This is a genomic window from Granulicella sp. S156, assembly GCF_009766105.1.
GTDB lineage: Bacteria > Acidobacteriota > Terriglobia > Terriglobales > Acidobacteriaceae > Granulicella.
The window spans coordinates 536,252-560,769 of the sequence record NZ_LMUH01000026.1 but is presented as its reverse complement, the minus strand read 5'-3'; the positions used below and the strand labels follow the sequence as shown (position 1 = coordinate 560,769).

The following is a 24,518-nucleotide window of genomic DNA, read 5'->3' as shown; positions in this document are numbered from 1 at the left end:
ACCCCTGCCTCGCGTGCGATCGCACGCATCGACGGCTCGGTGGCAGCCGACGCGAACACGTGGGTGGCCACCGTGAGCAACTGATCGCGATTACGGGTTGCGTCTGCTCGGGGCGTCAAAACGGATCACGCTCCGTTTTTACTAGGTCGTCCATGCAAATTATGTTACGGTCATCCATAAACGGAGCATAGTCCGTTTTAATATGTTCTTCAACATAAGGAGACAGAAAAGCATGAAGAAATTGAGCGATCCACTGTCGAGCAAGAGTCGAGCGGTCCGGCTCGATTCATTCGGCGGCCCCGAAGTTCTCAGTATCCAGGATGTTCCAGCTCCGCAAGCCGGACCGGGACAGGTCCGCGTTCGGGTCACCGCGGCCGGGCTGAACCCGATGGACTGGTTCATGACCGCTGATGCGGACACTGCCGCCCGTTTCGGCTTGACCCTGCCGGCCGGATTCGGGACAGACTACGCTGGAATAGTCGACCAGGTCGGTGATGGGGTGACCGGCTTCGCACCAGGCGACCGGGTGTTCGGCGGCGCCCTGTCCCGCGCGGTCGCCGACTTCGTAGTGGTCAACTCAACCGGGGACACTGCGGCGAACGAGGCCCATCACACCCCCGACGGCGTCGACGACCGCACCGCCGCCACCCTCACCATCGCCGGACGCACGGCATCCGCCGCCCTGGCCGTGGTCGAACTTGGGCCGGACGACACCGTGCTGATCGGCGGCGCGGCGGGCGGAGTCGGGACATTCGCCGTCCAGCTGGCCCGAATCGCAGGGGCGCACGTGATCGGGACGGGATCGGCGGCATCGGCCGATTTCCTGCGCGATCTCGGAGCCGAACCGGTCGCCTACGGCGACGGCCTGGCGGACAGGGTACGTGCCCTCGCTCCCCGTGGCATCACCGCTGCGATCGACCTCCATGGAACGGAGACAGCTCACGCAGCAAGGACACTCGGCGTCCCTGACACGCGCATCACCACTATCGCGGGCCAGCTCGACGGGATCACACCAGCCAACGGCGCCAACGCTGCTCACGACGCCCTGGAAAAACTTGCTCACCTGATTGTGACCGGCCGGCTCCGGGTACCCATCGCCGCAAGCTTTCCGATCGAGCAAATCCGCACTGCGGTCGAACTCCAGGCCGACCGCCACGTGAAGGGCAAGGTCGTCATCGACCTGTAGGCAAACGGCCTGCCCATCTCACCCGTCGCCTCGGGCGATGTGAGCCTGGATGTGCTCCATGCTCATCGGATTGGCCGTCTCTATCTTTCCCGGCATCAGCATAGCGGCGCACCTAGGAGGGATGGTAAGCGGTGGGCTCGAGCAGTTTCCGTATCGGGGTAGAGCGAGCCACAGGTCTATACGCTGTTTTTCCTCAAGAAAAACAGCACTCGCAGGAATTCTCCACGTCACATCAATACGGGAATTGCTCTAATTGCCCTCTTCATTCCGATGCGGCGTAAAAGAATGAAAAGCATTTTCATACCGGCTACTAGCAGCTTTAGTCGAGAAGTTGCACGAAATCAAGTACTGTCTACGCGGTGACGAATGATAGGGCTCAGAAGATAAAGCCTTCTGGACCCTGAACCCTAATCCCTAATCCCCGGTTTGCGACCAATTTCCCACAGGAGCGTCCAATCTCTGATCCCTGAATCTTCGCCGGGGCTTCGTTTCCGGGCCCGGCGCGGATACACTAGGTGTTAACTCTCTGGCTGCCAGCAACGGCAATCAGTCCTCACCGTCGCAAACCATCGCGGCGGCGGCCACGGTAATCGTCATTCGCAGACCGCGCCCCTGTTTCTGGTTCTAGTGGTTTTTAGCTCCATGCGCGGGGGCGGCGGTTCGAAGGGGGAGCATGTTCGAACGCTACACAGAAAAGGCGCGGCGCGTTATCTTCTTCGCGCGCTACGAAGCGAGTCAGTTTGGCTCGCCCTACATTGAAACCGAACATCTCTTGCTGGGCTTGCTGCGCGAAGATAAAGCGCTCACCAATCGCTTCCTACGCTCGCACGCCTCAGTGGAATCCATCCGCAAACAGATTGAGCAGCACACCACCGTGCGTGAAAAGGTCAGCACCTCGGTTGACCTGCCTCTCTCCAACGAGTGCAAGCGCGTGCTCGCCTACGCGGCCGAAGAGGCCGAGCGGCTCTCGCATAAGCACATCGGGACCGAGCATCTACTACTAGGCCTGCTCCGTGAAGAGAAGTGCTTTGCGGCCGAGATCCTCACAGAACGCAGCCTGCGCCTCCCCGCCATCCGCGAGGAGCTGCAGCGCACCACGCAGGAAAAGCCCGCACCACAGAGTGGCACCAAACAGCGCGGCGGTCAGCAGGAGCAATCCCTGCTCGCCGAGTTCTCGCGCGACCTGACTCAGGCCGCAACCGACCAGCAACTCGATCCACTGGTTGGCCGCGACTTCGAGGTGGAGCGCGTGATCCAGATCCTCTGCCGCCGCACCAAGAACAACCCAGTCCTCATCGGCGAGCCGGGAGTCGGCAAGACGGCCATCGTCGAAGGTCTGGCCCAGAAGATCGCCGACGGCGAGGTTCCCAGCTTCCTCGCCGATAAGCGCGTGTTGTCTCTCGACCTGAGCCTCATCGTCGCGGGCACCAAGTACCGCGGTCAGTTCGAGGAGCGTTTGAAGACCATCATGAAAGAGTTGATGGAGAATCAGAACTCCATCGTCTTCATCGATGAGCTGCACACGCTCGTTGGCGCTGGCTCGGCCGAGGGCTCGCTCGACGCGGCGAACATCCTCAAGCCCGCACTCAGCCGCGGTGAGATCCAGTGCATCGGAGCCACCACGCCGGCGGAGTATCGCAAGTCCATCGAGAAAGACCGCTCCCTTGAACGCCGCTTCCAGGCCGTCAAAGTACCGCCGCCCAACGAAGAAGACGCGATCAAGATCATCATGGGCATCCGCGAGAAGTACGAGAAGTTCCACGCCGTCAGCTACACCGACGACGCGATTACCTTCTCCGTCTCGCACTCCAACCGCTATATCCCCGATCGCTTCCTGCCGGACAAGGCTATCGATCTCATCGACGAGGCCGGTGCACGCGTAAAGCTGCGCCAGACCACGCTTCCCGAAGAGCTCACCGAGGTCCAGAAGCGCATCAAGTTCATCGTGCATCGCATGGAGAACGCCATCGCGAACCACGAGTTCGAGAAGGCGCGTTTCTACTCCGACGAGGAGCGCAAGGAACGCGAGAATCTCCGCGCTCTTCGCGACAAGTACCACCTCGACGAGAACTCCGCGGGCATCGTGACGCGTGAGGACATCGAAGACGTCGTCTCCCGCTGGACCGGCGTTCCGATTACCTCCATCAAGGAAGAAGAGACTCAGAAGCTGCTGCGCGTGGAAGAAGAGCTGCACAAGCGCGTCATCGCGCAGGACAAGGCGATCAGTGCCCTGGCCCGCGCCATCCGTCGCTCTCGTGCCGGTCTCAAAAACCCCGCACGTCCTATTGGCAGCTTCCTGTTCCTCGGGCCAACGGGCGTCGGCAAAACCGAAGTCGCGCGCACCCTGGCGCAATTCCTCTTCGGCTCCGAGAAATCCCTCATCCGCTTCGACATGTCGGAGTTCATGGAGAAGCACTCGGTCTCCAAGCTCATCGGCTCGCCTCCGGGCTACGTCGGATACGAAGAGGGCGGCCAGCTCACCGAGCGCGTCAAGCGTTCCCCCTACTCCGTAGTTCTGCTCGACGAGGTCGAAAAGGCGCATCCGGATGTCTTCAACCTGCTCCTTCAGGTCTTTGAAGACGGCCAGCTTACCGACGGTCTCGGCAATACGGTCGACTTCAAGAACGCGATCATCGTGATGACCTCGAACATCGGGGCCAAGCACCTCATGAAGCGCGAGAGCCTGGGCTTCCAGTCGAGCAAGGACGAGGTCGTACTCGAGAAGATGCAGGAGATGGTGATGAGCGAGGTGAAGCGAACCTTCAACCCCGAGTTCCTGAACCGTCTCGACGAGGTCATCGTCTTCACGTCGCTGTCCGACTCCGACCTCATGCAGATCCTGGAGCTGTTGGTACAGGGTCTCAACACCAACCTCGTCCACAAGGCCATCACTATCTCGGTGCAGGACGACGCCAAGCGCTGGATTCTCGACAAGACACTCGTCGACCGGAGCTACGGTGCCCGTCCCCTGCGCAGAGCCCTGCAACGCTTCATCGAGGACCCTCTCTCCGAGGCGCTGATCGCCGGCCAGATAGCCGAGCGGCCAGCCTTCCTGGAGGTCTACCTCGAGAACAACCAGCTTCACTATCGTCCGGTCACCGCCGACGGCGAAGAGAAGTCCGCAGGTCTGGCCCTCACGACGGTCTAATCGCAGCTTTCCTTTAAAACCAAAACGCTCCGGCCTTACAGCCGGAGCGTTTTGTCTTACAGGTCAACTACTCTGCGTTCAGAAAGTCACGTTTTACGGCAGAGTCCAACACCCTTCAGACCAGCTTCTGAACCGACTTCGCAGCCTTCGTCGCCACACCGCTGGCTGCATCGAGAGCATCTTCGAACTGCCCTTTGCTGCGCTCAATCAGCTTCTGCGCCTCACGGCTCAGATACTCCGCCTGGTCCCTGAGGTAATCGCCGGCATCTTCCAGCGCCTCTCCAGCATCTTCAATGCCCCGCTTCAGCTTCTTGCGCGTCTGCGCTCCCGATTGCGGCGCATAAAGCAGCGCTGCAACGCCCCCAGCCAGGGCTCCAACTCCCAGCGCGATCCAAAATTCTCTATTACGCATTGGCATACCTCCGTGGATTCAACTCTGCATTGAGATTCCAGCCTGCCGCCGCAGGTTGGTCGTTTCTGACATTTTCCTGGCCTGGTCAAGCAAGTCCGGCTATCTCCATAGCCTTCACAAACACCCTCATAAACATCACACGGTTCAATCGTCCCGTATTCGTATTCCGCAGCGACGGGTGATAGCTGCCCAGCAGCGTAATACCATTCGGCAGAGTGTACTCCGCTGCGTGAGCGAAGACATAAGCGGATCTGCGTTCGATCACGCCATTCGCAACCAGATGCGCCAGATACCCATCCCAGGCAATCTTCCCCAGACACACCACCACACGTACTCCCGATAAAGCGTCGATCTCCGCCGTCAAATGCCGGGAGCAATTCCGTATCTCGTCGGGCTTCGGCTTATCCCCCGGTGGAGCGCAACGGACAACGGAACTAATCCACAGCTTCCGCAGCCGGAGACCGTCATCGCGGGCTATAGCCTTCGGTTTCGTCGCCAGACCCAGCTCATGGAGCACCGGATACATGAAATCGCCGGAACCATCCCCGGTAAAGGGCCTTCCGGTGCGATTGGCCCCATGCGCGCCAGGTGCCAGGCCCATCACATGGATTCTCGCGTTCGGATCGCCAAAACCGGGTACAGGCCGCGCCCAGTAGACCTCGTCGCGATAGGCTTTACGGCGCGTTTCGCCTATTCCACGGCAGTATTCGCGTAGTCGAGTGCAGCGTTCGCAGGTGGCAATAGCCTGATGTAACTCCTGCAATACCAGCAATTTCTTTGAAGAGCGTGTACTCTTCCCTCTATCGGTCTCTAACGGTTTGTTCAAAGGTGTCACGTTGGCCGATCATATCTGATGCCAGTTGATGGCCCGGGTTCTCTGTTCCGTATTGCATCCAACCATCAGGTCCGAACCAACGTCTCTCTCATAGAGACTAAAAGGCGTTTGTTCGCACAACAGGGCCGTGCAATACCGGCCCAAGAGAGATTTGTTCGATGAAGGTTGAAACACCCAACTCTGGCAGCCCACGAACCTCCCGGTTCGACCGCTGGAGCACTTCGGGCTGGATGACTCCCAGCCTGATCGCGATCGTGTGCCTCGTCCTCGCACTTGGCTCCTACGAGCACTCACGCGGCAATCTGCATCGCTTGCGGGCCGTCACCACGGATCGCGTCCCGCAGGTAGCTCCGGCAGGACCCGGCGGCCAGGATCCGATCCGCATTTCGCGGACGATCGACAAAAACGGCCGGACTCCCGAGTTCGTCTCCGCAACGCTGTTGCCTGGACGCGGCTTCAACCTCTGGCAACTGACCGCCTCTCTGCCAGGCCGAGGAGAAGTCAATCTATTGGTCGCTCCTCCCGTATCCCAGGCAGCTCAGATTCTTTCCGGAGCAGATTCCGACGACAATGGCAGTGCCTCTACGAGCTACGGAGGCGCGTTTCTCGCACCCTGGGCCGCACAATTGACTGGTTTTCCTGCACCAGGCAACGGAGCCCTGCAAGCCCTCTGGCAAGGACAGCGCATCACCTTCCCATCCAGCGCTCCTGGCAGTTCCCTTTCGACTGAAGGTCTTCTACTCGCACTTGGCGCAGATACGGTGAAGACATCAGCGCTTCCGGATGGCCAGTCCGCGGAAGCGACGTTCCAGGCAGGCTCATTTTCCGGCAACTGGCTTTCCAGTACCGATATCACCATCCTTGTCGAGCTTTCAGGCCAATCGCTCGACCTCACCATGACGGCACGTAATACCGGCACGGCCGCCGAGCCGATAGGGCTTGGCTGGCACCCGTACTTCGCCATTCCCAGCGGGGACCGCGCCAACGCATTGCTCGTCGTCCCTTCCCTCAGCCTTGCCGAGCCAGCTGATGGTGATGCAGGCACACTCAGCGGTAGTATCACCCCGACACAAGGCACTTCCCACGACTTCCTTCGGGCCAGCGGAACCCCGTTGGGCCAGATTTCGCTGGATAATACCTACCTAAATCTACATAAGGGCCTGTTGTCCGATGGCCCTATCGCGGAGTTGCGAGACCCCGCAGCCAACTACGGACTGCGCGTCATCCCACTCACCAGCAACATCACGAATCTGCGGGTCATCGCGCCTGCAGACAAACCCTGGGTCTCGATCGGTCCGAACATGAATGTCAGTGACCCGCTTGGCCGCGAGTGGCCAAACCAGGATCAGACAGGCATCGTTACGCTACAGCCCGGTGCAAGCGTGCAGTGGAAGGTGCGCGTCCAGATCTTTGCGTTGACTGGAACCACGAAGTAGTCCTTTGGCCGATAAACCCCTGTAGAAACCCCTTATGCACGGGCGCCGTTTGACCCTGCCGCCACACCCTCGTATCCTTGACCTTGGCGAGCGGTTACTGGCACGCGGCGCAATCCACGCGTTTTTTTGAAGGCAATGCCACCGCCAAAACCTCCGGAAGGCAACAAACTTGACCCCCACAGACACTCACGAAGAGAACCTTGCGGCTGCAGAGCAGACCGCCGATGCGCATGAGCACGATCACAGCCACGAAGGCCATGATCACGAAGGCCACCACCATCATGACCATACGCCCACGCTGAACCCTGAACTCACACGTTCCATTGAAGTCGAAGCGCCAGCCGCTGATGTCGACAAGGCATTCCGGCAGGTAACCAAGCGCTATACCAAGCTGGCCCGTATCCCTGGATTCCGCGCCGGCAAGGTGCCCGAGTCGCTCATCAAATCGCGCTTCGGCAAAGAAGTACGCCAGGAAGTGCTTGAGTCGCTGGTCTCGGACCGTTTCCGCAAGGCGCTCGAAGAGCAGAAGATCAACCCCGTCTCGCAGCCGCAGGTCTCGGAGTTGTTTCTCGTTGAAGGCCAGCCACTGCGTTTCAAGGCCACCTTTGAGGTACTGCCGGAAGTTAACGTCGACGGCTATGACTCCATCTCCGTCCAGCGTCCTGATTCCGCGTTGACCGAAGATGAATACCAGGCCGAGCTTGCCAATGTGCTCGACCGCCACGCCACCGTAGAGCCGGTTGAAGAAGACCGCCCGCTCGTCGACGGCGATTGGGCCGAGATCGGCTTCAAGGGTCAGGTGCAGGAACTTGCCCAGACCGTGACGGAAGACGGCCTCGAAGCAGCCACGAAAGACGAGACGAGCCAACCTATCACTGGCGAAGATGTGCTCATCGAGATCGGCGGCAAGAATACCCTGCCTGCCTTCAACGAAGCCCTTCGTGGAGCCAAAGTCGGCCAGGAGCTCACCTTTGAGGCCAGCTACCCCGCCGAGTTCGGCGAAGCACGCCTCGCGGGCAAGACCGTCAGCTATGACGTCACAGTGAAAGCCATCAAGCGCAAGGACTATCCCGAGCGCGACGAGGAGTTCGCCAAGCAGCTCGGACCTTACGAGAGCTGGGACGACTTCGAGTCCAAGCTGCGCGAGCATGCGTCATCGCGCAAGAAGGATGCGCTCAATTCCCAGGCACGCGACAAGATGCTCGACGAATTGGTCGCGAAGTTCAACTTCCCGCTGCCTGAAACATTTGTTCAGCAGCAGATCGACGCCCGACTCGAGCGTGGCCTGCGCGCTCTCGCGCAGCAGGGCATGAGCTCCGACGCCATGCGTCAACTCGACTTCGGCCGTCTCCGCGAAGCGCAGCGCGACCAGGCCGTCAGCGAGGTCAAGGCCTCGCTGATTCTGGACCATGTGGCTGAGCGCGAGAATGTTGTCGTCACCGACGAAGATCTTGAGCGCGAGCTTCTGATGCTCTCCATCCAGTCGCGTGAGCCCTACGACACGCTGCGCAAGCGTCTCACAGATGACGGTTCGATCGAACGCATCCGCGAACAGATGCGCCGCGAGAAGACCGGCGCGGCTCTCTTCGAAAAACTTGCCTCCTAGTCCTTCGGGTACCCCACTCTCGCGACAGTTCTATCGTCGCGAGGTGGGGTGCTTTTCCCCAACCCGCCGACCTGTATTCTGAGCAGGCAGAAAGAAAGAGAGAGCTATGGGACTCATACCAATGGTGCTCGAGCAGACGAGCCGGGGCGAACGCTCCTACGACATCTACAGCCGTCTGCTGCGCGACAACATCATCTTCCTCGGCACGCCGATTGACGACAATGTCGCCAATCTCATCATCGCGCAGATGCTCTTCCTCTCCGGCGAAGACCCAGAGAAAGACATCCAGCTCTATATCAACTCCCCCGGCGGCTCAATCTCGGCTGGTCTGGCGATCTACGACACGATGCAGTACATCAAGAACGATGTTGTGACCTTCTGTATCGGACAGGCCGCTTCCATGGGCGCCTTCCTGCTCATGGCTGGCAAGAAGGGCAAGCGCTTTACGTTGCCCAACTCGCGCATCCTCATCCATCAGCCGTCTATGGGCGGCCTGGGCGGACAGGCTACCGATATCGACATCCACGCACGCGAGATCCTTCGCATTCGTGAACTCACAAACCGCCTAATGAGCGCCAACACCGGTCAGCCACTCGACCGTATCGAGCGTGATGTGGAACGCGACTTCATCATGACTGCACCGCAGGCCAAAGAGTACGGCATCATCGACGACATCATCGACCGGCCACGCACGTAAAGGCAGGAAACAGGAAGTAGCAAACAGGAAACAGGACAGCGGTACGGAGCTATTGATGAATCCGTACTATTGTGAGTCCCGAGTGTACTTCCTGTTTCCTACTTCCTGTTTGCTGTTTCCTGCATATTGCCGCGTACCCCACTCGACACCCAGTACCTAACTGCATATTGCCGCCCTGTTTCCTACCAGTTTCCCTCGCTCTCGCAGGTGTAAACTTTAGTTTGTTGCGTGGCCCTCTGTCCGCTCTTTGCGGCAGCTGACACAAAGGAGTTACACCCCTCTATGAAGACCTCCCGGGGCTCGGAAGATTCCCTTCGCTGTTCTTTTTGCCACAAGTCACAGGATGCTGTCGCCAAGCTGATCTCCTCGCCTTCCGACTATCCTCGTGCCTACATCTGCGACGAGTGTGTGGCCGTCTGCAACTCGATTCTCGAAGACGACAAAGGGGATACGCAGCCTGGCGCGGCGCCAGCGCATCTGCCCAAGCCCGCTGAAGTAAAGGCCTTCCTCGACGAGTACGTCATTGGCCAGGAAATGACGAAGAAAAAGCTCGCCGTCGCCGTCTACAACCACTACAAGCGCGTGCAGATGAATCGCACGCGCGGTAATGATGTAGAGCTCGCCAAATCGAACATTCTGCTGGTAGGCCCGACAGGCTCCGGCAAGACGCTGCTCGCACAGACGCTGGCGAAGATGCTGGATGTTCCCTTTGCGATCGTCGACGCCACCACATTGACCGAAGCCGGCTACGTTGGAGAAGACGTCGAAAACATCCTCCTGAAGCTGCTGCAGGCTGCCGAGGGCGATGTGACCAAAGCTCAGCAGGGCATCATCTATATCGACGAGATCGACAAGATCGGCCGCAAGGACGAGAATCCGTCCATCACACGCGATGTCTCCGGCGAAGGCGTGCAGCAGGCGTTGCTCAAGCTGCTCGAAGGCACTGTTGCAAGTGTTCCGCCGCAAGGCGGCCGTAAGCATCCGCACCAGGAGTTCACCATCGTCGACACGACGAACATCCTGTTCATCTGCGGCGGCGCATTCGTTGGACTCGAAAAAGTTATCGGCCGACGCATCGGCAAGAAGGCGCTGGGCTTCAAAGCCATCGCCGATGCCCACGCCCGAGAGGCCGAGGTAACACCCATCCGCGCGCAGCGGGATGCCGAACTGCTTCGCCAGGCAGAACCGCAAGACCTCCTCAAGTACGGCCTGATTCCCGAATTCGTCGGCCGGCTGCCGGTAATGGGCATTCTGGACGAACTCGACGAGGCCGCGCTGATTGAAATCCTCACCAAACCGCGCAATGCGATCCTGAAACAGTATGCAAAACTGTTCGACTACGAGGGAGTTAAGGTCACCTGGACCGACGAGGCCGCTCGTGCAATCGCCCGCGAGGCCTTGACCCGCAAAGTTGGCGCTCGCGGTCTGCGCATGATCCTCGAAGAGCTCATGCTCGACCTGATGTATCACGTCCCCGGGAATAAGAAGGTACGGGAGATCATTATCACGGAAGAGATGGTGTCCTCACGCGACATCACCATTCCTGTGATTCTCGAGAAGGCCGGGTAGCGCGGTTCTGGGGCCCTTCAAGGTAAGGGCCGGGCTTCGGACCATGACACTGGGCATGGAGTTTCTCAGCCAACACCCGAAAGGTCTGGGGGTCCTCGATGTCTAAGTGGTTTAGCCACTTAGACCGGGTTCCCCAGACCTTTCCAATTGCCCCACACCTCTCTTTAGGACAATTCTCTGGGGGGTGAGCCGGAGTCTAGACACTGAATCGTCGTCCATGTGCAATTCCCTGCCCTCCGTGCGCGTACAATTCCCTCCATGTTAAGCTCGAACGGTTTCGCTATAGGTGCCTTCCGGAGGAAGGGGCGTTTACGTGTTTTTTCCCAAAGGAAAACCACATTGCACGATTTTTGCAGGGCCTCAGCAACTATGAGGCAGCTCATGCGCATCGTTCGCGCACCATACACGTCTAATCGGGAGGCTTATGACTAACGACGAACGCAATCTTCTCAACGGCGCTCAACGCAAACTCCCGATGATGCCCATCCGCGAGATGGTCATCTTCCCCCACATGATGGCTCCCTTCGTCGTCGGCCGCGAATCCAGCGTTCGCGCGCTTGAAGAAGCTCTCAACGGGGACCGCCGCATCTTCCTCGCTACCCAGCACGACGCCGCTGTAGACGAACCGACAGCCGACGATATCTACATGGTCGGCGTCATCGGCAACATCGTGCAGTCCGTGCGCATGCCGGATGGCAATATCAAGGTTCTGGTCGAAGGCGTGGAACGCGCTCGCGCCAGCGCAGTAAACGACGATGATGGTTTCTTCGTGGCCACCGTGCGCACTTCGCGCGCCGAATTGTCGCCCACGCCGCAGACCGAACAGCTCGTCGGACGCGTGCATCAGCTTTTCGAGCAATACAACAAACTGCAGCAATCGCTCAACCAGGAGACCGCCGCCGCCCTTCGCACAGACGAACCCGCCAAGCTGGCGGACGTAATCGCGGCGAATCTCCAGCTCTCCATCGAAGAGAAACAGCAGATCCTCGAAGTCTTCGACCCCGAGGTACGCCTTTCGCGCATTGCCGACACGCTCGATATTGCTATCGAGAAACTCAACATGGACCGCACCATCTCGTCGCGAGTGAAACGGCAGATGGAACGCGCCCAGAAAGAGTACTACCTCAACGAGAAGATCAAGGCAATCCAGAAAGAACTCGGCCGCGGCGAGAAGTCCGAGTTCGACGAGTTGAAGAAGAAGATCGAAGAAGCCGGCATGACCGCCGAGGTCAAGGAAAAGGCTTTGCAAGAGCTAAAGAAGCTCGAAGCTATGCCTCCGATGTCCGCCGAGTCAACCGTCTCGCGCAACTATCTCGACTGGCTGCTCGCTGTGCCGTGGAAGAAGCGGAGTAAGGAAATTCGCTCCATCGCGAATGCGGAGCAGATTCTCAATGAGGATCACTACGGCCTTGAAAAGATCAAGGACCGTATTTTGGAATTTCTTGCTGTACGCCAGCTTGTGAAGAATCCGAAGGGCTCGATCCTCTGCTTCGTCGGACCTCCGGGCGTTGGTAAAACCTCGCTCGGCATGTCCATCGCAAAGGCCACCGGCCGCAAGTTTGTGCGCATGTCGCTCGGCGGCGTGCGTGACGAAGCCGAGATTCGCGGCCATCGCCGCACTTATATTGGCGCGTTGCCTGGGCAGATCATTCAGTCGATGAAGAAGGCCGGTACCAAGAACCCGGTCATCATGCTCGATGAGATCGATAAGATGGCGTCGGACTTCCGCGGCGACCCAGCCAGTGCCCTGCTCGAAGTGCTCGACCCCGAACAGAACAACACCTTCCAGGATCACTACCTGGATGTCGAATACGACCTGTCGCAGGTTCTTTTTGTGGCGACCGCGAATGTGCTTCATACCATTCCAGGCCCACTGCAGGACCGCATGGAGATCCTGCGACTCACAGGCTACACCGAGGTGGAAAAACTCGAGATTGCCAAGCAGTACCTGGTAAAGAAACAGCTCGAAGCTACCGGCCTCACAGGTGAGCAGATCAGCTTCACCGACGATACCCTGCGAGAGATTATCCGCAACTACACGCGCGAAGCGGGCGTTCGCAATCTCGAGCGCGAGATCGGCAATCTCTGCCGCAAAATCGCGCGCAAAGTCGTGGAAAACTCCGCCCATACTGAAGCAGTCACGCCAGAGACGCTCGGCGATCTTCTTGGCGTAGCGAAGTTCCGTGACTCACAGGTACAGGAAAAGTCCGAAGTTGGGCTTGTCACCGGCCTCGCCTGGACGGAGATGGGCGGCAGCATTCTGCAAACTGAAGTACAAGTGCTCGACGGTAAGGGCAAGATGACTGCGACTGGCCAGCTGGGCGATGTGATGCAGGAATCCGCACAAGCAGCGCTCACCTATATCCGTTCGCGTTCGCATCATTTGGGCCTACCACGCGACTTCTACCGCAGCATCGATATCCACGTCCACGTTCCCGAAGGCGCCATTCCAAAGGACGGTCCATCGGCGGGCATCACACTGGCCACAGCGCTCGCCAGCGCCCTCACCAAGATCGCAGTACGTCGCGATATAGCTATGACCGGCGAGATCACTCTGCGCGGCAAGGTGCTTCCTATCGGCGGCCTCAAGGAGAAGCTTCTCGCCGCTCACCGCGCAGGTATCTTTGAAGCAATTCTTCCTGCCGATAACCGCAAGGATCTGGCGGATTTTCCCGAGCTTATCAAGAGCTCGATGAAGCTTCACTGGGTTGAACAGATGGACGAGGTATTGGAGATCGCGCTGACCTCCAAGCTGCCAAAACTTGCTGAGGAGTTGCCTGAAGCATTAGCAGAGGCTGTGCCTCTGATCCCGCCCTCACGCGAGGCTTCGCCCAACATCAGCACGCATCAATAAGCAAAAAAGAGTTGCACAGCACAATAAAGCCGAGCCATCGTGGCTCGGCTTTATTGTGCTGCCAGTAGATAACAGGGACCCCAATCGTCGCATCTACACTTTGATTGCTGTATCGGAGGCTGGCTATGGAACTCATCATCGTCGTTCTTCTTGTTCTCTTGCTGCTCGGTTCCTTCCCTGTTTATCCGTACTCTCGCAACTGGGGATATCGCGGGAGTGGCACTCTGGGCACAATCCTTTTGATCGTTGTGATCCTCTGGCTGCTGGGCTGGGTATAACGTGTCCGTGCTGCATCCTGGATTTTCGCTAAGATGAAGGAGCGCTGTTCTAAGCGCTCTTTCATCATGCCCACCGCCTCAATGACCGCTACTAATCTCTACCTCAGCGACCTCGCGCCCAACACCACACAGTCTGAGATTCGTGCCATGACCGTTGCCTGCGCCGCAGTCGATGGCATCAATCTGGCTCAAGGGGTCTGCGACACGGACCCGCCGCATCCCGTCGTTGAAGCCGCCATCGCAGCCATTCGCTCGGGACACAATATCTACACGCGTCTCGACGGTATAGCTCCCCTGCGTGCGGCCATCGCACAGAAGTTCGCAACGTTCAACGGCATCACCGTCGACCCGGATCGCGAGGTCCTCGTCACAAGCGGAGCGACAGGCGCTTTGCAAGCTGCCCTGCTGGCGCTGCTCAATCCGGGCGATGAGTGCCTGGTGCTGGAGCCTTTTTACGGATACCACGTGAGCACGTTGCGCTCGCAACGCGTTGTCCCAGTCATTGTCCCTCTCGATGCTCCTGACTGGATACTCGACCTCGACCGCCTGGACGCAGCCATCACACCGCGTACACGCGCCATTATTCTCAACTCGCCGTCGAACCCCTCCGGCAAAGTCTTCTCGCAGCCGGAGCTTGAACTGCTTGCGAACTTTGCGATCAAGCACGACCTCTTCGTCTTCACCGACGAGATGTACGAGTACTTCATCTATGATGGCGCGCGTCATCGCAGTATCGCCGCGCTGCCCGGCATGGCTGAGCGCACCATCACGATCTCGGGGTTCTCCAAAACCTTCTCGGTCACCGGATGGCGGCTCGGATATCTCGCAGCCGACGCGCGCTGGCTGCCAGCCATCGGATACTTTCACGACCTCACCTATGTGTGCGCACCTTCGCCCCTGCAACACGGCGCAGCAGCCGGCCTGCTGGCGTTGCCAACTGCGTTCTACGAGGCGCTGGCTGTCGAATACCAGACCAAACGTGATGAACTCTGCGCTGCACTGACACATGCAGGCCTCACACCTTCTATCCCTACAGGTGCGTACTACATTCTCGCCGACGCTACACGCATCCCCGGCGTAGATGCCAAGCAGAAAGCCCGCAAGCTTCTTGCAGACACGGGAATCGCGGCTGTTGCAGGTTCGGCATTCTTTGGCAACAATGCCGATGGAACCAATCGTGGCGAAAATTTGTTGCGCTTTTGCTTTGCGAAGAAGTCTGCCGAACTCGAGGAAGCCTGCCACCGCCTCGACGCTTATGGACTTTGAGGCGAGCATCTTCTCGACTAAAAGAACAAGGGCGGCGAGAGATTCTCGCCGCCCTTGTTCTTTCGCGCGAAGCGCTACTCGCCGTCCGAGTAGGACCCACCCGCAATCGAAGGAATCAGCATTACTTCATCGCCATCCTCAAACTGGTGCGTATCTCCGCCGAGAAAACGAATGTCTTCATCGTTGATGTAGACATTGATAAACCGGCGCAGCTTGCCGTTTTCGTCCTTCACATTCTGAGCCAACGCGGGGAACTTTGTATCGAACTCCGCAATCAGCCCCGGAAGATCCTTCGCATCCGAATCGAATGCCTTCTGGCCTTCCGTATGCCGCGCCAATGCCGTCGGCAACACTACCTTTACGCTCACTGAACTCCTCCTGCCAATACCAACTCTTCGGTTACGCCTACTAGCGAGCCGTCTACCTCGCGAATGTACTCATCGAACGCCGCAAGCTTCGGCTTTACCGCACGCTCGACTTCGAAGCGGCCTTCCAGCGCATCTGTTGTCTTAAGTCCGTTCCCTGTGATGCACACGACCGTGGTTTGGTCGCGAGAGATGCGTCCATGCGCATATAAACGCGCTGTAACTGCTGTTGTTACGCCACCAGCAGTCTCAGTAAAGATGCCTTCCGTCTCCGCAAGCTCCTGAATGCCGGACACGATCTCAACGTCCGAGACATCTTCAGCCCAACCACCGGTCTCCCGAATCATCTTCGCCGCCGCCGGACCGTCGGCAGGGTTGCCGATAGCCAGCGAACGCGCAATGGTGTTTGGGCGTTGTGGTTCGATGTAATCCCAGCCCTGCTTTACCGCGTGCGAGATTGGCGAGCAGCCAGTGGCCTGTGCCCCGAAGAAGCGCACGTCCTTATGCTCAACCAGGCCGAGCGCAATCAACTCCTTGAAGGCCTTGCGGATCTTGCGGATCAGCGAGCCACCGGCCATCGGCACCACAACGTTGTCCGGCAAGCGCCAGCCAAGCTGTTCGGCAATCTCATAGCCTACCGTCTTCGAACCCTCGGCGTAGTAGGGCCGCAAGTTCACATTCACGAAGCCCCAGTTGTACTCATCCGCAATCAGCGTGCAAAGGCGGTTCACGTGATCGTAGTTACCATCGATCCGCACCAGCCGCGCGCCATATACCTGAGTATTCAGAATCTTTGCTGCTTCGAGATCGGACGGAACCAGAATGCAGGCCCGCAGCCCCAAACGTGCAGCCTGCGCCGCTACCGAGTTCGCCAGGTTTCCGGTCGACGAGCAGCCCACCGTCTTGAATCCGAAGGCCTGTGCATTCGCTAGCGCGACCGAAACCACACGATCTTTGAAGCTCAATGTCGGAAAGCAAACAGCGTCATTCTTCACATAGAGATTGTCCGCACCGATACGCTTGCCCAATCCCTTCGCGCGCACCAACGGCGTGAAGCCTACCGGCAGGTCGGGCTGGAAGCCTTCAGGGATAGGCAGCAACTCTTTATAGCGCCAGATGTTCGCAGGCCCTGCAGCGATCGACTCGCGCGTAAAGCGTCCGCGTACGGACTCCAGGTCGTACTGGACTTCAAGGGGAGCGAGGCACTCGTCACAGGCGGAAAGAGGCCGGTTGCCAAAACTCTTGCCGCACTCGTTGCAGCGCAGCTCATACTTCGTACAAGAAGACACCATCATCAGCTCCGATGGCCGAAGGGTTCTGGTCTTGTGAACACCACTCTCAATTGTCTGGGGGATTGGCAGGTACGGAGAAGCGTGGAATACAGGCTCAGGAACGGGTCTGCTCCCACCGAATCTCATGTACCCCGATGCCAAAACGACAGTCAGGAGAGAGTTGACACCGGTACTGTGTTCTGTCCGGTTGTCGTGGCGTCACAGGGCTCGTCCCTCAACCACTCTGCATGAAATTCGACCCGCCTAAGCGGATGGAATACATCGTTTGTATCATGCACGGTGCGGCAGTGCAAGAGAGTGCTTCCACAGCCAGCAGTTCGAAGAGGAAGAACATCAGCAACTGTGGCAAAGTGTGGCAAAACTGGTATCCCAGCAGACGCGCAAAACCGTGCAAATACTGGCGATGCGAGTGTGCCTTTGGGCATAAGGCGATAAACGCAATTAGTGTGCGTATATCGTCCATTCGGAAGATCGTATAAAACTACCGGACCGCCCCTTCACAGTACGATGGATTTCATGAGCTATGCACGGCACGTCGTTGCGCACCTGCGGAAAGACCTTCGCATCGAGTGGCGCGCGAAGGATTCCATCAACGGCATGCTGTTCTTTTCGCTGCTGGTGGTCGTCGTGTTCTCGCTGGCCTTCGATCCGACGTCGTACCCGACCGTCGCCCGCCAGATTAGCGGAGGATTGCTCTGGGTGGGTCTGCTCTTTGCTGCAATGACTGCTCTCAACCAATCGTGGTCACGCGAACTGCGCAATCATGTGCTCGATGCCCATCGCCTCGCTCCTTCATCGGCTTCTACGCTATTCCTGGGCAAGGCATTGGCGAACTTTTTCTTTGTCAGTGCCGTCGAAGTTGTACTCGCCCCGGTCTTTGCGATCTTTTACAACCTGCACCCGCTCGGCCAAAGCTGGCTTCTGCTGCTAATCCTGCCTCTGGGCACATGGGCGTTGGTGTGTAATGGAACCTTCTTCGCAGCGCTCAGCCTGCGCACGCGCAATCGCGAACTTCTATTGCCTCTTGTGCTTTTGCCTATCTCCGCTCCGGCCCTGCTGGCGATGACCCAAGCCACTACCGCCGTGCTAACGGGCGACTCTGAGCCCGGCCTCTGGTTGCGAGCGCTCGTCGGCTATGACGTAATCTTCACTACACTTTGCATGCTGCTATTCGACCTCGTCCTGCGCGAAGATTGAGGCTCGCACTATAGACTGGAGACATTGTGCAGACACGCAGTATCCCAAAACCTTTAATATGGCTGTGGCTCGTGGCTACCTTTGTGGTGTTGGCTGTCGGGTATTATCAAGCCATCTTTGTAGCGCCCCCGGAAGCGACGATGGGCGACATCTTTCGCATCTTCTTCTACCACGTCCCCAATGCCTCGCTGGCGCTGGTCCCGCCTTATATTAATCTCCTGGCCTCTATCGGCTACCTTTTCTGGCGGAGTAGTAACCCGGCGCGTGCAATGGCTGCCGACGCGCTCGCCATCGCATCCGCGGAGGTAACACTAGTACTCACCAGCATTGGTCTTATTACCGGAATGCTGTGGGCGCGGCCCATCTGGGGAATCTGGTGGACGTGGGATTATCGCCTAACAACCTACCTGCTCCTCTGGCTGCTCTACGTGAGCTATGTGCTATTGCGGCGCATGTCGTCCTCAGGGCAGACATACACGTTAGCCGCTGTGCTATCGATCTTCGCAGCGGTAGACGTGCCCATTACTTTTATGTCCATTCGCTGGTGGCGCACCCAGCATCCCGGTCCCGTGCTGACCGGCGGTCAGGTCGATAAGAGCATGCTCCCAGCCATCTTCTGGAATATCGCCGGCTGGGGAATGTGGACCGTGTTCGTGCTCTGCTTCCGCTATGCGCTCGAACGCCGCCGACAGGGCCTAGCCGCCACCAAAGCACAAGAATTTCTCTCCGAGGGAGATGCCCGTGGATATTGAAAGCTTCAGCAGGGTCCACCCTATCGCTTACGTGCACATCGCCTACGCGGTCGTGTGGGGCCTACAGTTCGGATATGTTCTTTGGATCGCTGTACAGTGGCGAAAAACGCCAAAGGCATAAAAAAGCAACGGAGCCGGGCTTGCGCCCAACCCCGTTGTTCCGAGGAGTCATGCGTGACCCCGGCTGTAGATGGATGGCCGCCGGGCTATTTGTCTAGACACTGCTTTTCAACTAAGGTTGCGGAAGCCTTCGGCGCGGTTGCAGCCGCTCTATTGCACCCATACACTTCCAGAACAGTGCCTATCTTCTCCAGATCCTGCATCAAGCTCGCCACGGTCGCACTTCCCCTGCTGATGGTGGGGCTGACGAGTTGCCGTCGCAACGCCTTTGACCATCCAGCCGGATACCGCGAGTTCGCCTACGTTGCGGATGGGGACTCCGACACGGTCGCCGTGCTGGATCTCGTCTATCTGCGCCAGGACCGCGTACTCCAGGTGGGCCACCAGCCCACTGGACTCGCCATCAACCCGGTCCGCAACGAGGTTTATGCGGTCAATACAGGCAGCGACTCGGTCAGCGTGATCGACGCCGAGCACAATCGCGTCGTCGCAACGATGGGCGTTCACCACACGCCGTACTTCATTGAGGTTGCCCCTGACGGCAAACGCGCCTATGTTGCAAATTCTGCTTCGAACACCGTGAGTGTGCTTGACCTGGACAAGCGCCGCGAGATTGCCGTCGCCGCAACCGGTGAGGGACCCGGCGTCGCCCGTGTCTCGCCAGACAACCGCACGCTGGTAGTCAGCAACCGCATTGCGGGCAGCATTTCGATCTATTCCATCTCCGACTCCAAAAATCAGCCGTTGCAGCTTCGCGAGGCCTTTTCCGGCTGCCCCGGTGCGACCGATGTCGCCATTGCAGCCAATTCGCTGTCCGACGTGCGCTCAGGGGCCAAGGCCTTCATCGCCTGCTCTGGCGGTCACCAGGTGATGGATATATGGCTCGCTGCCGCTCCAGACTCCTGGGGTGGCCAGCAGGACGCCTCCCTTCAGCACGACCACTTGCTTGCCCTGCTGGACGTCGGCAAGACCCCGACACATCTCGCATTGAAACCGGATGGCGGCGAAGTATTCTCGACCAACTTCGACTCCGACAGCATCTCGGAGATCTCTGCCTGGACCAATGAGGTTGAAGGCACTTACGTGATCGGCGCAAAGCCTTCGCGCGCCATCGTCAGCCGTGACAATACAAGCCTGTGGGTCACAAACTTCGGTGCAGACTCCACCAATCTATACAGCATCGACGACGGACGAATCGTCACCGGCGTACGCACCGGTTCACGCCCCGATGCCATCGCATTTTCCATCGACAAAAATTCCGATACCGAACATCTGCTGTTGGTTGCCAATTCCGGCTCAGGCGACGTCGCCGTCATCCGCACCAGCGGCAAGAACGGCCCCGAGCTTTTCACAATGCTGCCTGCTGGCAAGCATCCGAACGACATCGTCGTGAAGGCTTTTACAGCGAAGTAGCTATGTCTTTCGCTGAGCAGCTTCGTCGGCACGCGCTTCACGCAGCGCCTGACGTGTAGCCGAAACATAGGCCCCAGCCAGCAATAACAGCCCCGAAATAAAAGCCCACATAATAAGGCTGACCGACACCTCAAACGGCCCATAGACCGAACGAAAGTCGAGGTGTGGGAGCGCGAGAATGTAGAGATACTTCGCCCCCTCCCACAGGAGGCCGACGACAATCGCCGTCGGCAGAACGGCTCGCGCAGGAATCTTACGGTTCGGTAACGTCCAATAGATCAGGAAGAACAACCCTATACTGGCCAGTAACGCACAGAGCTTCATGAAGATATGGCCGATGAAGTTGAAGACGATTCCATCGGTGTGCCCAAAGAAGATCCAACCCAACACCGTACGCTGCCCCGCACTTAGCACGACCGACGACATCGCCAGTACGCCCACCCCTATGGCCAGGCCAATCGACACCATCTGATTCAGAACATACGAGCGATTCTTACGAACTCCCCAGACGCTGTTCAGCGCAACTTCCAGAGGGAGAAACACTCCTGTTGTCGTGATGAAGAGCATCACCAGCGAGACAACCTTGGTCTTGGTATGAGCGAATGCCAGCACGCGCATGTTCCGCATCACGAAATCCTGGTTGCTCGGCAGGAAGTTCGTCATCATCTCTCCGACAACGTCGGCCATCTTTGTGGAGTGAAAGACCTTTTGCGACAGCGTGAGCATGAGCACGATGAACGGAAACAAAGAAAGAATTGCCTGCGCTGCAACACTGAATGCATAGGTATGAACCTCGGTCTTAGTCATATAGAGACCAAGCGCCTTTACCTGCTCCCAGGTCCCGCTTGCGTGTACAGGGCGCGAAGGCGCCGCAGCGAGATTCGTCGAGAGGCTCTCATCACCAGCAGCAGGCACGGTTGCGCTTGTAAGAAATCGGTTCTCGCCGGGCATGTTCATAGTCTACTTTGGGTCGCCGTGCTAACTGCTCTCATTAAGGTAAAAATCCCGGGCTATCGGGTGCAAAAGACATAAAGTTACATGCGCAGCACGGGTCATGAAATCCAGCGTTGCGAAGCACCTAGCGATTTCTAGAGAAGCTTCTGTCGATTTCTAGAAATGTACTACTGACTACAGGGGATAGATTTCTAATAGGACAGGCATCATTCCCTCTGCGGCTGAAGCCGCTTTTATGGTGATGCCCTTACGGCGGGGCTGAAGCCCCGCCCCTTCAAAGCAAAGACTCGGCTAAAGCCCGATTCTTTCCCAGCTCTATTCCGGCGATAGCTGGCGAATTGCCCATGCTGCGGCCTCTGCAAGCGCAGCGTCATCGCTCGAGGCCCAACTCTCGAGTTGGGGCAGAAAGCTGCGCTCGCCGCTGTTCCCCATCGCGATGGCGACGTTGCGCAAGACACGCTTGCGCCTTGTGCGTTCGAGTGGCGATCCGCGAAACCAGCGGTTGAACGTCGCACCATCCATGCCAGCTAGCCATTCGAGCGCTGGGTTCACCAACTCACTCCGTGCAGGCAAGGCGTCCGAAGTCGCAATCGGCGCGCGACGGTTCCAGGGACAGACATCCTGACAGATGTCGCACCCAAAGACCTGTCGCCCCATCAGTGGCCGCAGGTCCTCAGCGATGCTTCCCTTCTTCTCGATGGTGAGATAGGCGATGCAGCGCGAGGCGTCCATTTGCCCTGGCGCGATCAGGGCATCTGTGGGGCAGGCATCGATACAGCGTGTACACGAGCCGCACCGATCGGCAGCGGGCAATGCCCATGCGTCCGCTGCAAGCTCCAGAGACGTAACAATCACCCCAAGCAATAACCACGACCCCTGCTGCTGATTGATCACACAGGTGTTCTTGCCGATCCATCCGACGCCGGCGCGCTTGGCATAGCCCCGCTCCAGTACCGGACCGGTATCGACATAACAACGCGTCTCGCAAGCATCATTGAAGCGCTGCTTTAGCTCAGACTCCACCGCGCGAAGTCTGGGCAAGAGCACATCGTGATAATCACTGCCTTTTGTCTCGCGACCGCTCCAGGCATAGCGCGCGATCCACCCTGCGGTTGCCGGGGCGGGTTCGATCGAGCGTGGTCCGTTAGCGTTGTAGTTCAGCGCACAGACAATCACCGATTTGGCCCACGGCATGGCGCGACGCAGATCCCCACGCAACAACTCGCCAGCCTCGTTGGCGCGCTTCAGATACTCCATCTCGCCAGCATGACCGGCCGCAATCCATTCCGTGAAGCGGAGATCGTTCTGGCCTGCCTCAACGCTGGTCTCGGCAGGCACAGTGGCGATACCTGCGAGGTCAAAGCCCGCAGCCAAAGCGCGCGCTTCGATCCAATCCCGGTCTGCGCGCGTCAGCATCTCCTTATTTTCGCAGGGAGCAGGGCAAACGCCTCTAACTTTGAACCGGCACACACGAAGAACATGCAACAGCAAAAGCCTTAGCGCGGAGGACGCGGAGGTTTCGCAAAGGTCGCAGAGGCTGTCGTGGCGGCCTTTTCGTTTGTCCTGTCGCAGGGAGGCTGTCGTTATTGAGAAGACTCTCTCACGTAGTAGTCTTAAAGTTCCACTAAAGTCCGCCTGTGCCCATTCTCTTACTTGCCATTCCGGTGTTGTCCACTCTCGCGGGAGGCTTGCTAGCCATTCGCTTCAGGCGGTGGCTGGCCCTGCTGATCGCACTGGGGGCCGGCCTGTTGCTGGGCGCAGCTTTCCTCGATCTGCTTCCGGAGGCGATCACCCTGGGCGAAACGAGTGGGCTCAGCATCTCCAATGTCCTGGGCGTCGCGTTGATCTCATTCCTGCTTTGCCTCGCTCTGGGCAACGGGCTCGATGCCCTGGAGGCGCGCTGGGAGTCCTCGGCCTTCTCACGACTTACGATTGGAAGGATCGGCGGCACGATGCTGATCTTTCACAGCTTCCGCGATGGCATGGCCATTGGGCTCGCCTATGCCGCTTCGCATGAGGCTGGGTACGCTGTTGCCGTCGGCATCGCAGCGCACGACCTGGGCGATGGAATGAACACGGTATTGCTGACCACCAGCGGCGAACGCGCACGGCCCGCAGACTATGCTTTCTTAGTCGCCGATGCCATCGCTCCGCTGCTCGGCGGCCTGGCTACGGTCTGGTGGACCTTCTCGAGCAAGAGTGCGGTGGTCCTGCTGGCGATTGCCGCGGGCTTCTTCATCCAGCTGGCAACCAGCGACTTTCTGCCCGAAGCCCGGCGTCGCGAAGGCCAGCGCGCGGCCATCCTGCTCGCGGTGTTCCTCGGTTCAGCGGCGATCTATGCCGCGAACCTGTTGATCGGACATCTTCACTAGCGTGTCTCTCATTCGCTCTATAGATATCTCGAAAGAGCGGCAAAACAGATGCGGTGATGTGGAGAGCCCTAAAATGGCGATCTAGCCTGATTAGCATCGATATGCCGCCCCTTCAGGGCTTGGAGCAGTGTCATGCCCACAGCTTTGCCTAAATTCCAACAAAATATAGACACGAATTAGCAGTTCGGAACGCCAGCAGGGGGCTATCGGGGAACTTCCGAGTCGTCGCCAGGACTTGTTATCGCGCTGCAGACATACTTGTTCCGCTTTCACCCGTCCAAGAAGAAGAGGGCGATTCTCGTCCGCTGCAATTGTGAAACAGCTCCAAACACGCTATACCTGAGTTAGGACACTCGCTTGCCATCCCTTCACAGCACAGCTCGACGCAAGTCTCCCGCGCTTATGCTCGCGGTGGCTCTGGCCTTTGCTGTTTTTGTGTGGGGCCTGCAGTACAAGGTGTCGCTGTACTACTCTGCGGCGGCCCAACATGCCATACCGGCAGCCAAGCTCCTCTCGCAGAGAGAGCGTCCGCTTGCCAGTGCCCCGCTCGAAAGGCTCACCCTTGAGGGGCTGCCGCTTGCTGCGTTTACAAGCAAGTTGCTGCACAGCACAGTGGCAGAGCTTCCGGCCAACGCCCATCTGGAGGCGCTGGAGCGATCTGGAGAACGTCTTAGAACACAACCGTCCTTCAATGCATCCGACTCTCGACACTTCTCCCGCATAGCCCCACGAGCACCACCTTTCACCGCCTGAAAACCAAATAACT

At 58.5% G+C, this 24,518-nt stretch carries 20 protein-coding genes and 1 riboswitch; of the genes, 14 read left to right on the top strand and 6 right to left on the bottom strand.

Annotation, left to right across the window (positions count from 1 at the left end):
• Nucleotides 1-232 precede the first annotated feature (232 nt).
• Entirely contained in the window at nt 233-1,186 is a 954-nt protein-coding gene (locus tag GSQ91_RS23710; protein WP_158824214.1) for an NADP-dependent oxidoreductase, read from the top strand.
• A gap of 673 nt (nt 1,187-1,859) precedes the next feature.
• Nucleotides 1,860-4,334, top strand: a complete 2,475-nt coding sequence (locus GSQ91_RS23705; RefSeq protein WP_158824213.1) for an ATP-dependent Clp protease ATP-binding subunit — start codon at nt 1,860-1,862, stop codon at nt 4,332-4,334.
• Between the two features lie 115 nt (nt 4,335-4,449).
• Here the strand turns inward: GSQ91_RS23705 and GSQ91_RS23700 are convergent, their stop codons facing one another.
• Both GSQ91_RS23700 and GSQ91_RS23695 read right to left on the bottom strand, forming a co-directional pair.
• The gene (locus GSQ91_RS23700) at nt 4,450-4,746 is read right to left on the bottom strand and encodes a YtxH domain-containing protein (RefSeq protein WP_158824212.1); all 297 of its coding nucleotides are present in this window, start codon (nt 4,744-4,746) and stop codon (nt 4,450-4,452) included.
• 85 nt (nt 4,747-4,831) lie between these two features.
• A complete protein-coding gene (locus GSQ91_RS23695) occupies nt 4,832-5,509 on the bottom strand; it encodes a uracil-DNA glycosylase (protein WP_254064855.1) in 678 nt (225 codons plus the stop codon).
• A 230-nt stretch (nt 5,510-5,739) separates the two neighbouring features.
• Here GSQ91_RS23695 and GSQ91_RS23690 point away from each other — a divergent pair, with 230 nt between their 5' ends.
• The 7 genes from GSQ91_RS23690 (at nt 5,740) to GSQ91_RS23660 (ending at nt 15,287) form a co-directional block, all read left to right on the top strand.
• Nucleotides 5,740-7,017, top strand: a complete 1,278-nt coding sequence (locus tag GSQ91_RS23690) for a hypothetical protein (RefSeq protein WP_158824211.1) — start codon at nt 5,740-5,742, stop codon at nt 7,015-7,017.
• 169 nt (nt 7,018-7,186) lie between these two features.
• Complete coding sequence (gene tig, locus GSQ91_RS23685; RefSeq protein ID WP_158824210.1) at nt 7,187-8,623, top strand: trigger factor; 1,437 nt, start codon at nt 7,187-7,189, stop codon at nt 8,621-8,623.
• Nucleotides 8,624-8,729: 106 nt separating this feature from the next.
• A complete protein-coding gene (gene clpP, locus GSQ91_RS23680) occupies nt 8,730-9,320 on the top strand; it encodes an ATP-dependent Clp endopeptidase proteolytic subunit ClpP (protein WP_044176876.1) in 591 nt (196 codons plus the stop codon).
• Nucleotides 9,321-9,602: 282 nt separating this feature from the next.
• Nucleotides 9,603-10,889 carry an ATP-dependent Clp protease ATP-binding subunit ClpX gene (gene clpX / locus GSQ91_RS23675; protein WP_158824209.1) on the top strand — a complete coding sequence of 429 codons (1,287 nt, stop codon included), beginning with the start codon at nt 9,603-9,605 and terminating at the stop codon, nt 10,887-10,889.
• A gap of 424 nt (nt 10,890-11,313) precedes the next feature.
• The gene (gene lon, locus GSQ91_RS23670) at nt 11,314-13,743 is read left to right on the top strand and encodes an endopeptidase La (protein ID WP_158824208.1); all 2,430 of its coding nucleotides are present in this window, start codon (nt 11,314-11,316) and stop codon (nt 13,741-13,743) included.
• Between the two features lie 125 nt (nt 13,744-13,868).
• The gene (locus GSQ91_RS23665) at nt 13,869-14,021 is read left to right on the top strand and encodes a DUF3309 family protein (RefSeq protein ID WP_158824207.1); all 153 of its coding nucleotides are present in this window, start codon (nt 13,869-13,871) and stop codon (nt 14,019-14,021) included.
• A 66-nt stretch (nt 14,022-14,087) separates the two neighbouring features.
• Nucleotides 14,088-15,287 carry a pyridoxal phosphate-dependent aminotransferase gene (locus GSQ91_RS23660; protein WP_158824206.1) on the top strand — a complete coding sequence of 400 codons (1,200 nt, stop codon included), beginning with the start codon at nt 14,088-14,090 and terminating at the stop codon, nt 15,285-15,287.
• 74 nt (nt 15,288-15,361) lie between these two features.
• Here the strand turns inward: GSQ91_RS23660 and GSQ91_RS23655 are convergent, their stop codons facing one another.
• Both GSQ91_RS23655 and thrC read right to left on the bottom strand, forming a co-directional pair.
• On the bottom strand, nt 15,362-15,655 hold the full coding sequence (locus GSQ91_RS23655; protein WP_158824205.1) for a MoaD/ThiS family protein: 294 nt from the start codon (nt 15,653-15,655) through the stop codon (nt 15,362-15,364).
• Complete coding sequence (gene thrC, locus GSQ91_RS23650; protein WP_158824586.1) at nt 15,652-16,944, bottom strand: threonine synthase; 1,293 nt, start codon at nt 16,942-16,944, stop codon at nt 15,652-15,654. Before thrC ends, GSQ91_RS23655 begins: the two co-directional genes overlap by 4 nt.
• A gap of 119 nt (nt 16,945-17,063) precedes the next feature.
• A riboswitch (SAM riboswitch) is annotated at nt 17,064-17,178 on the bottom strand.
• A gap of 282 nt (nt 17,179-17,460) precedes the next feature.
• Here thrC and GSQ91_RS23645 point away from each other — a divergent pair.
• The 3 genes from GSQ91_RS23645 (at nt 17,461) to GSQ91_RS23635 (ending at nt 20,426) form a co-directional block, all read left to right on the top strand.
• Complete coding sequence (locus GSQ91_RS23645) at nt 17,461-18,141, top strand: heme exporter protein CcmB (RefSeq protein ID WP_158824204.1); 681 nt, start codon at nt 17,461-17,463, stop codon at nt 18,139-18,141.
• A 26-nt stretch (nt 18,142-18,167) separates the two neighbouring features.
• Nucleotides 18,168-18,893 carry a cytochrome c biogenesis protein CcsA gene (ccsA, locus tag GSQ91_RS23640; RefSeq protein ID WP_158824203.1) on the top strand — a complete coding sequence of 242 codons (726 nt, stop codon included), beginning with the start codon at nt 18,168-18,170 and terminating at the stop codon, nt 18,891-18,893.
• A 174-nt stretch (nt 18,894-19,067) separates the two neighbouring features.
• Nucleotides 19,068-20,426 carry a YncE family protein gene (locus tag GSQ91_RS23635; protein ID WP_254064854.1) on the top strand — a complete coding sequence of 453 codons (1,359 nt, stop codon included), beginning with the start codon at nt 19,068-19,070 and terminating at the stop codon, nt 20,424-20,426.
• Here the strand turns inward: GSQ91_RS23635 and GSQ91_RS23630 are convergent, their stop codons facing one another.
• Nucleotides 20,427-21,377 carry a YihY/virulence factor BrkB family protein gene (locus GSQ91_RS23630; protein WP_254064853.1) on the bottom strand — a complete coding sequence of 317 codons (951 nt, stop codon included), beginning with the start codon at nt 21,375-21,377 and terminating at the stop codon, nt 20,427-20,429.
• Between the two features lie 318 nt (nt 21,378-21,695).
• On the bottom strand, nt 21,696-22,796 hold the full coding sequence (gene queG / locus GSQ91_RS23625; RefSeq protein WP_158824201.1) for a tRNA epoxyqueuosine(34) reductase QueG: 1,101 nt from the start codon (nt 22,794-22,796) through the stop codon (nt 21,696-21,698).
• 221 nt (nt 22,797-23,017) lie between these two features.
• On the opposite strand from queG, the gene GSQ91_RS23620 reads away from it, so the two are divergent.
• Both GSQ91_RS23620 and GSQ91_RS23615 read left to right on the top strand, forming a co-directional pair.
• Complete coding sequence (locus GSQ91_RS23620; protein WP_158824200.1) at nt 23,018-23,752, top strand: ZIP family metal transporter; 735 nt, start codon at nt 23,018-23,020, stop codon at nt 23,750-23,752.
• 357 nt (nt 23,753-24,109) lie between these two features.
• Nucleotides 24,110-24,505, top strand: a complete 396-nt coding sequence (locus tag GSQ91_RS23615; RefSeq protein WP_158824199.1) for a hypothetical protein — start codon at nt 24,110-24,112, stop codon at nt 24,503-24,505.
• The last annotated feature ends 13 nt before the right edge of the window (nt 24,506-24,518 follow it).

What these genes read in the sequence shown, in the direction of transcription:
- GSQ91_RS23690 (WP_158824211.1), top strand. Translation starts at nt 5,740, where the DNA reads ATGAAGGTTGAAACACCCAACTCTGGCAGCCCACGAACCTCCCGGTTC.
- GSQ91_RS23700 (WP_158824212.1), bottom strand. Translation starts at nt 4,746, where the DNA reads ATGCGTAATAGAGAATTTTGGATCGCGCTGGGAGTTGGAGCCCTGGCT.
- GSQ91_RS23665 (WP_158824207.1), top strand. Translation starts at nt 13,869, where the DNA reads ATGGAACTCATCATCGTCGTTCTTCTTGTTCTCTTGCTGCTCGGTTCC.
- clpX (WP_158824209.1), top strand. Translation starts at nt 9,603, where the DNA reads ATGAAGACCTCCCGGGGCTCGGAAGATTCCCTTCGCTGTTCTTTTTGC.
- lon (WP_158824208.1), top strand. Translation starts at nt 11,314, where the DNA reads ATGACTAACGACGAACGCAATCTTCTCAACGGCGCTCAACGCAAACTC.
- GSQ91_RS23630 (WP_254064853.1), bottom strand. Translation starts at nt 21,377, where the DNA reads ATGCCCGGCGAGAACCGATTTCTTACAAGCGCAACCGTGCCTGCTGCT.
- GSQ91_RS23705 (WP_158824213.1), top strand. Translation starts at nt 1,860, where the DNA reads ATGTTCGAACGCTACACAGAAAAGGCGCGGCGCGTTATCTTCTTCGCG.
- GSQ91_RS23710 (WP_158824214.1), top strand. Translation starts at nt 233, where the DNA reads ATGAAGAAATTGAGCGATCCACTGTCGAGCAAGAGTCGAGCGGTCCGG.
- clpP (WP_044176876.1), top strand. Translation starts at nt 8,730, where the DNA reads ATGGGACTCATACCAATGGTGCTCGAGCAGACGAGCCGGGGCGAACGC.
- GSQ91_RS23645 (WP_158824204.1), top strand. Translation starts at nt 17,461, where the DNA reads ATGAGCTATGCACGGCACGTCGTTGCGCACCTGCGGAAAGACCTTCGC.
- GSQ91_RS23660 (WP_158824206.1), top strand. Translation starts at nt 14,088, where the DNA reads ATGCCCACCGCCTCAATGACCGCTACTAATCTCTACCTCAGCGACCTC.
- thrC (WP_158824586.1), bottom strand. Translation starts at nt 16,944, where the DNA reads ATGGTGTCTTCTTGTACGAAGTATGAGCTGCGCTGCAACGAGTGCGGC.
- queG (WP_158824201.1), bottom strand. Translation starts at nt 22,796, where the DNA reads ATGCTGACGCGCGCAGACCGGGATTGGATCGAAGCGCGCGCTTTGGCT.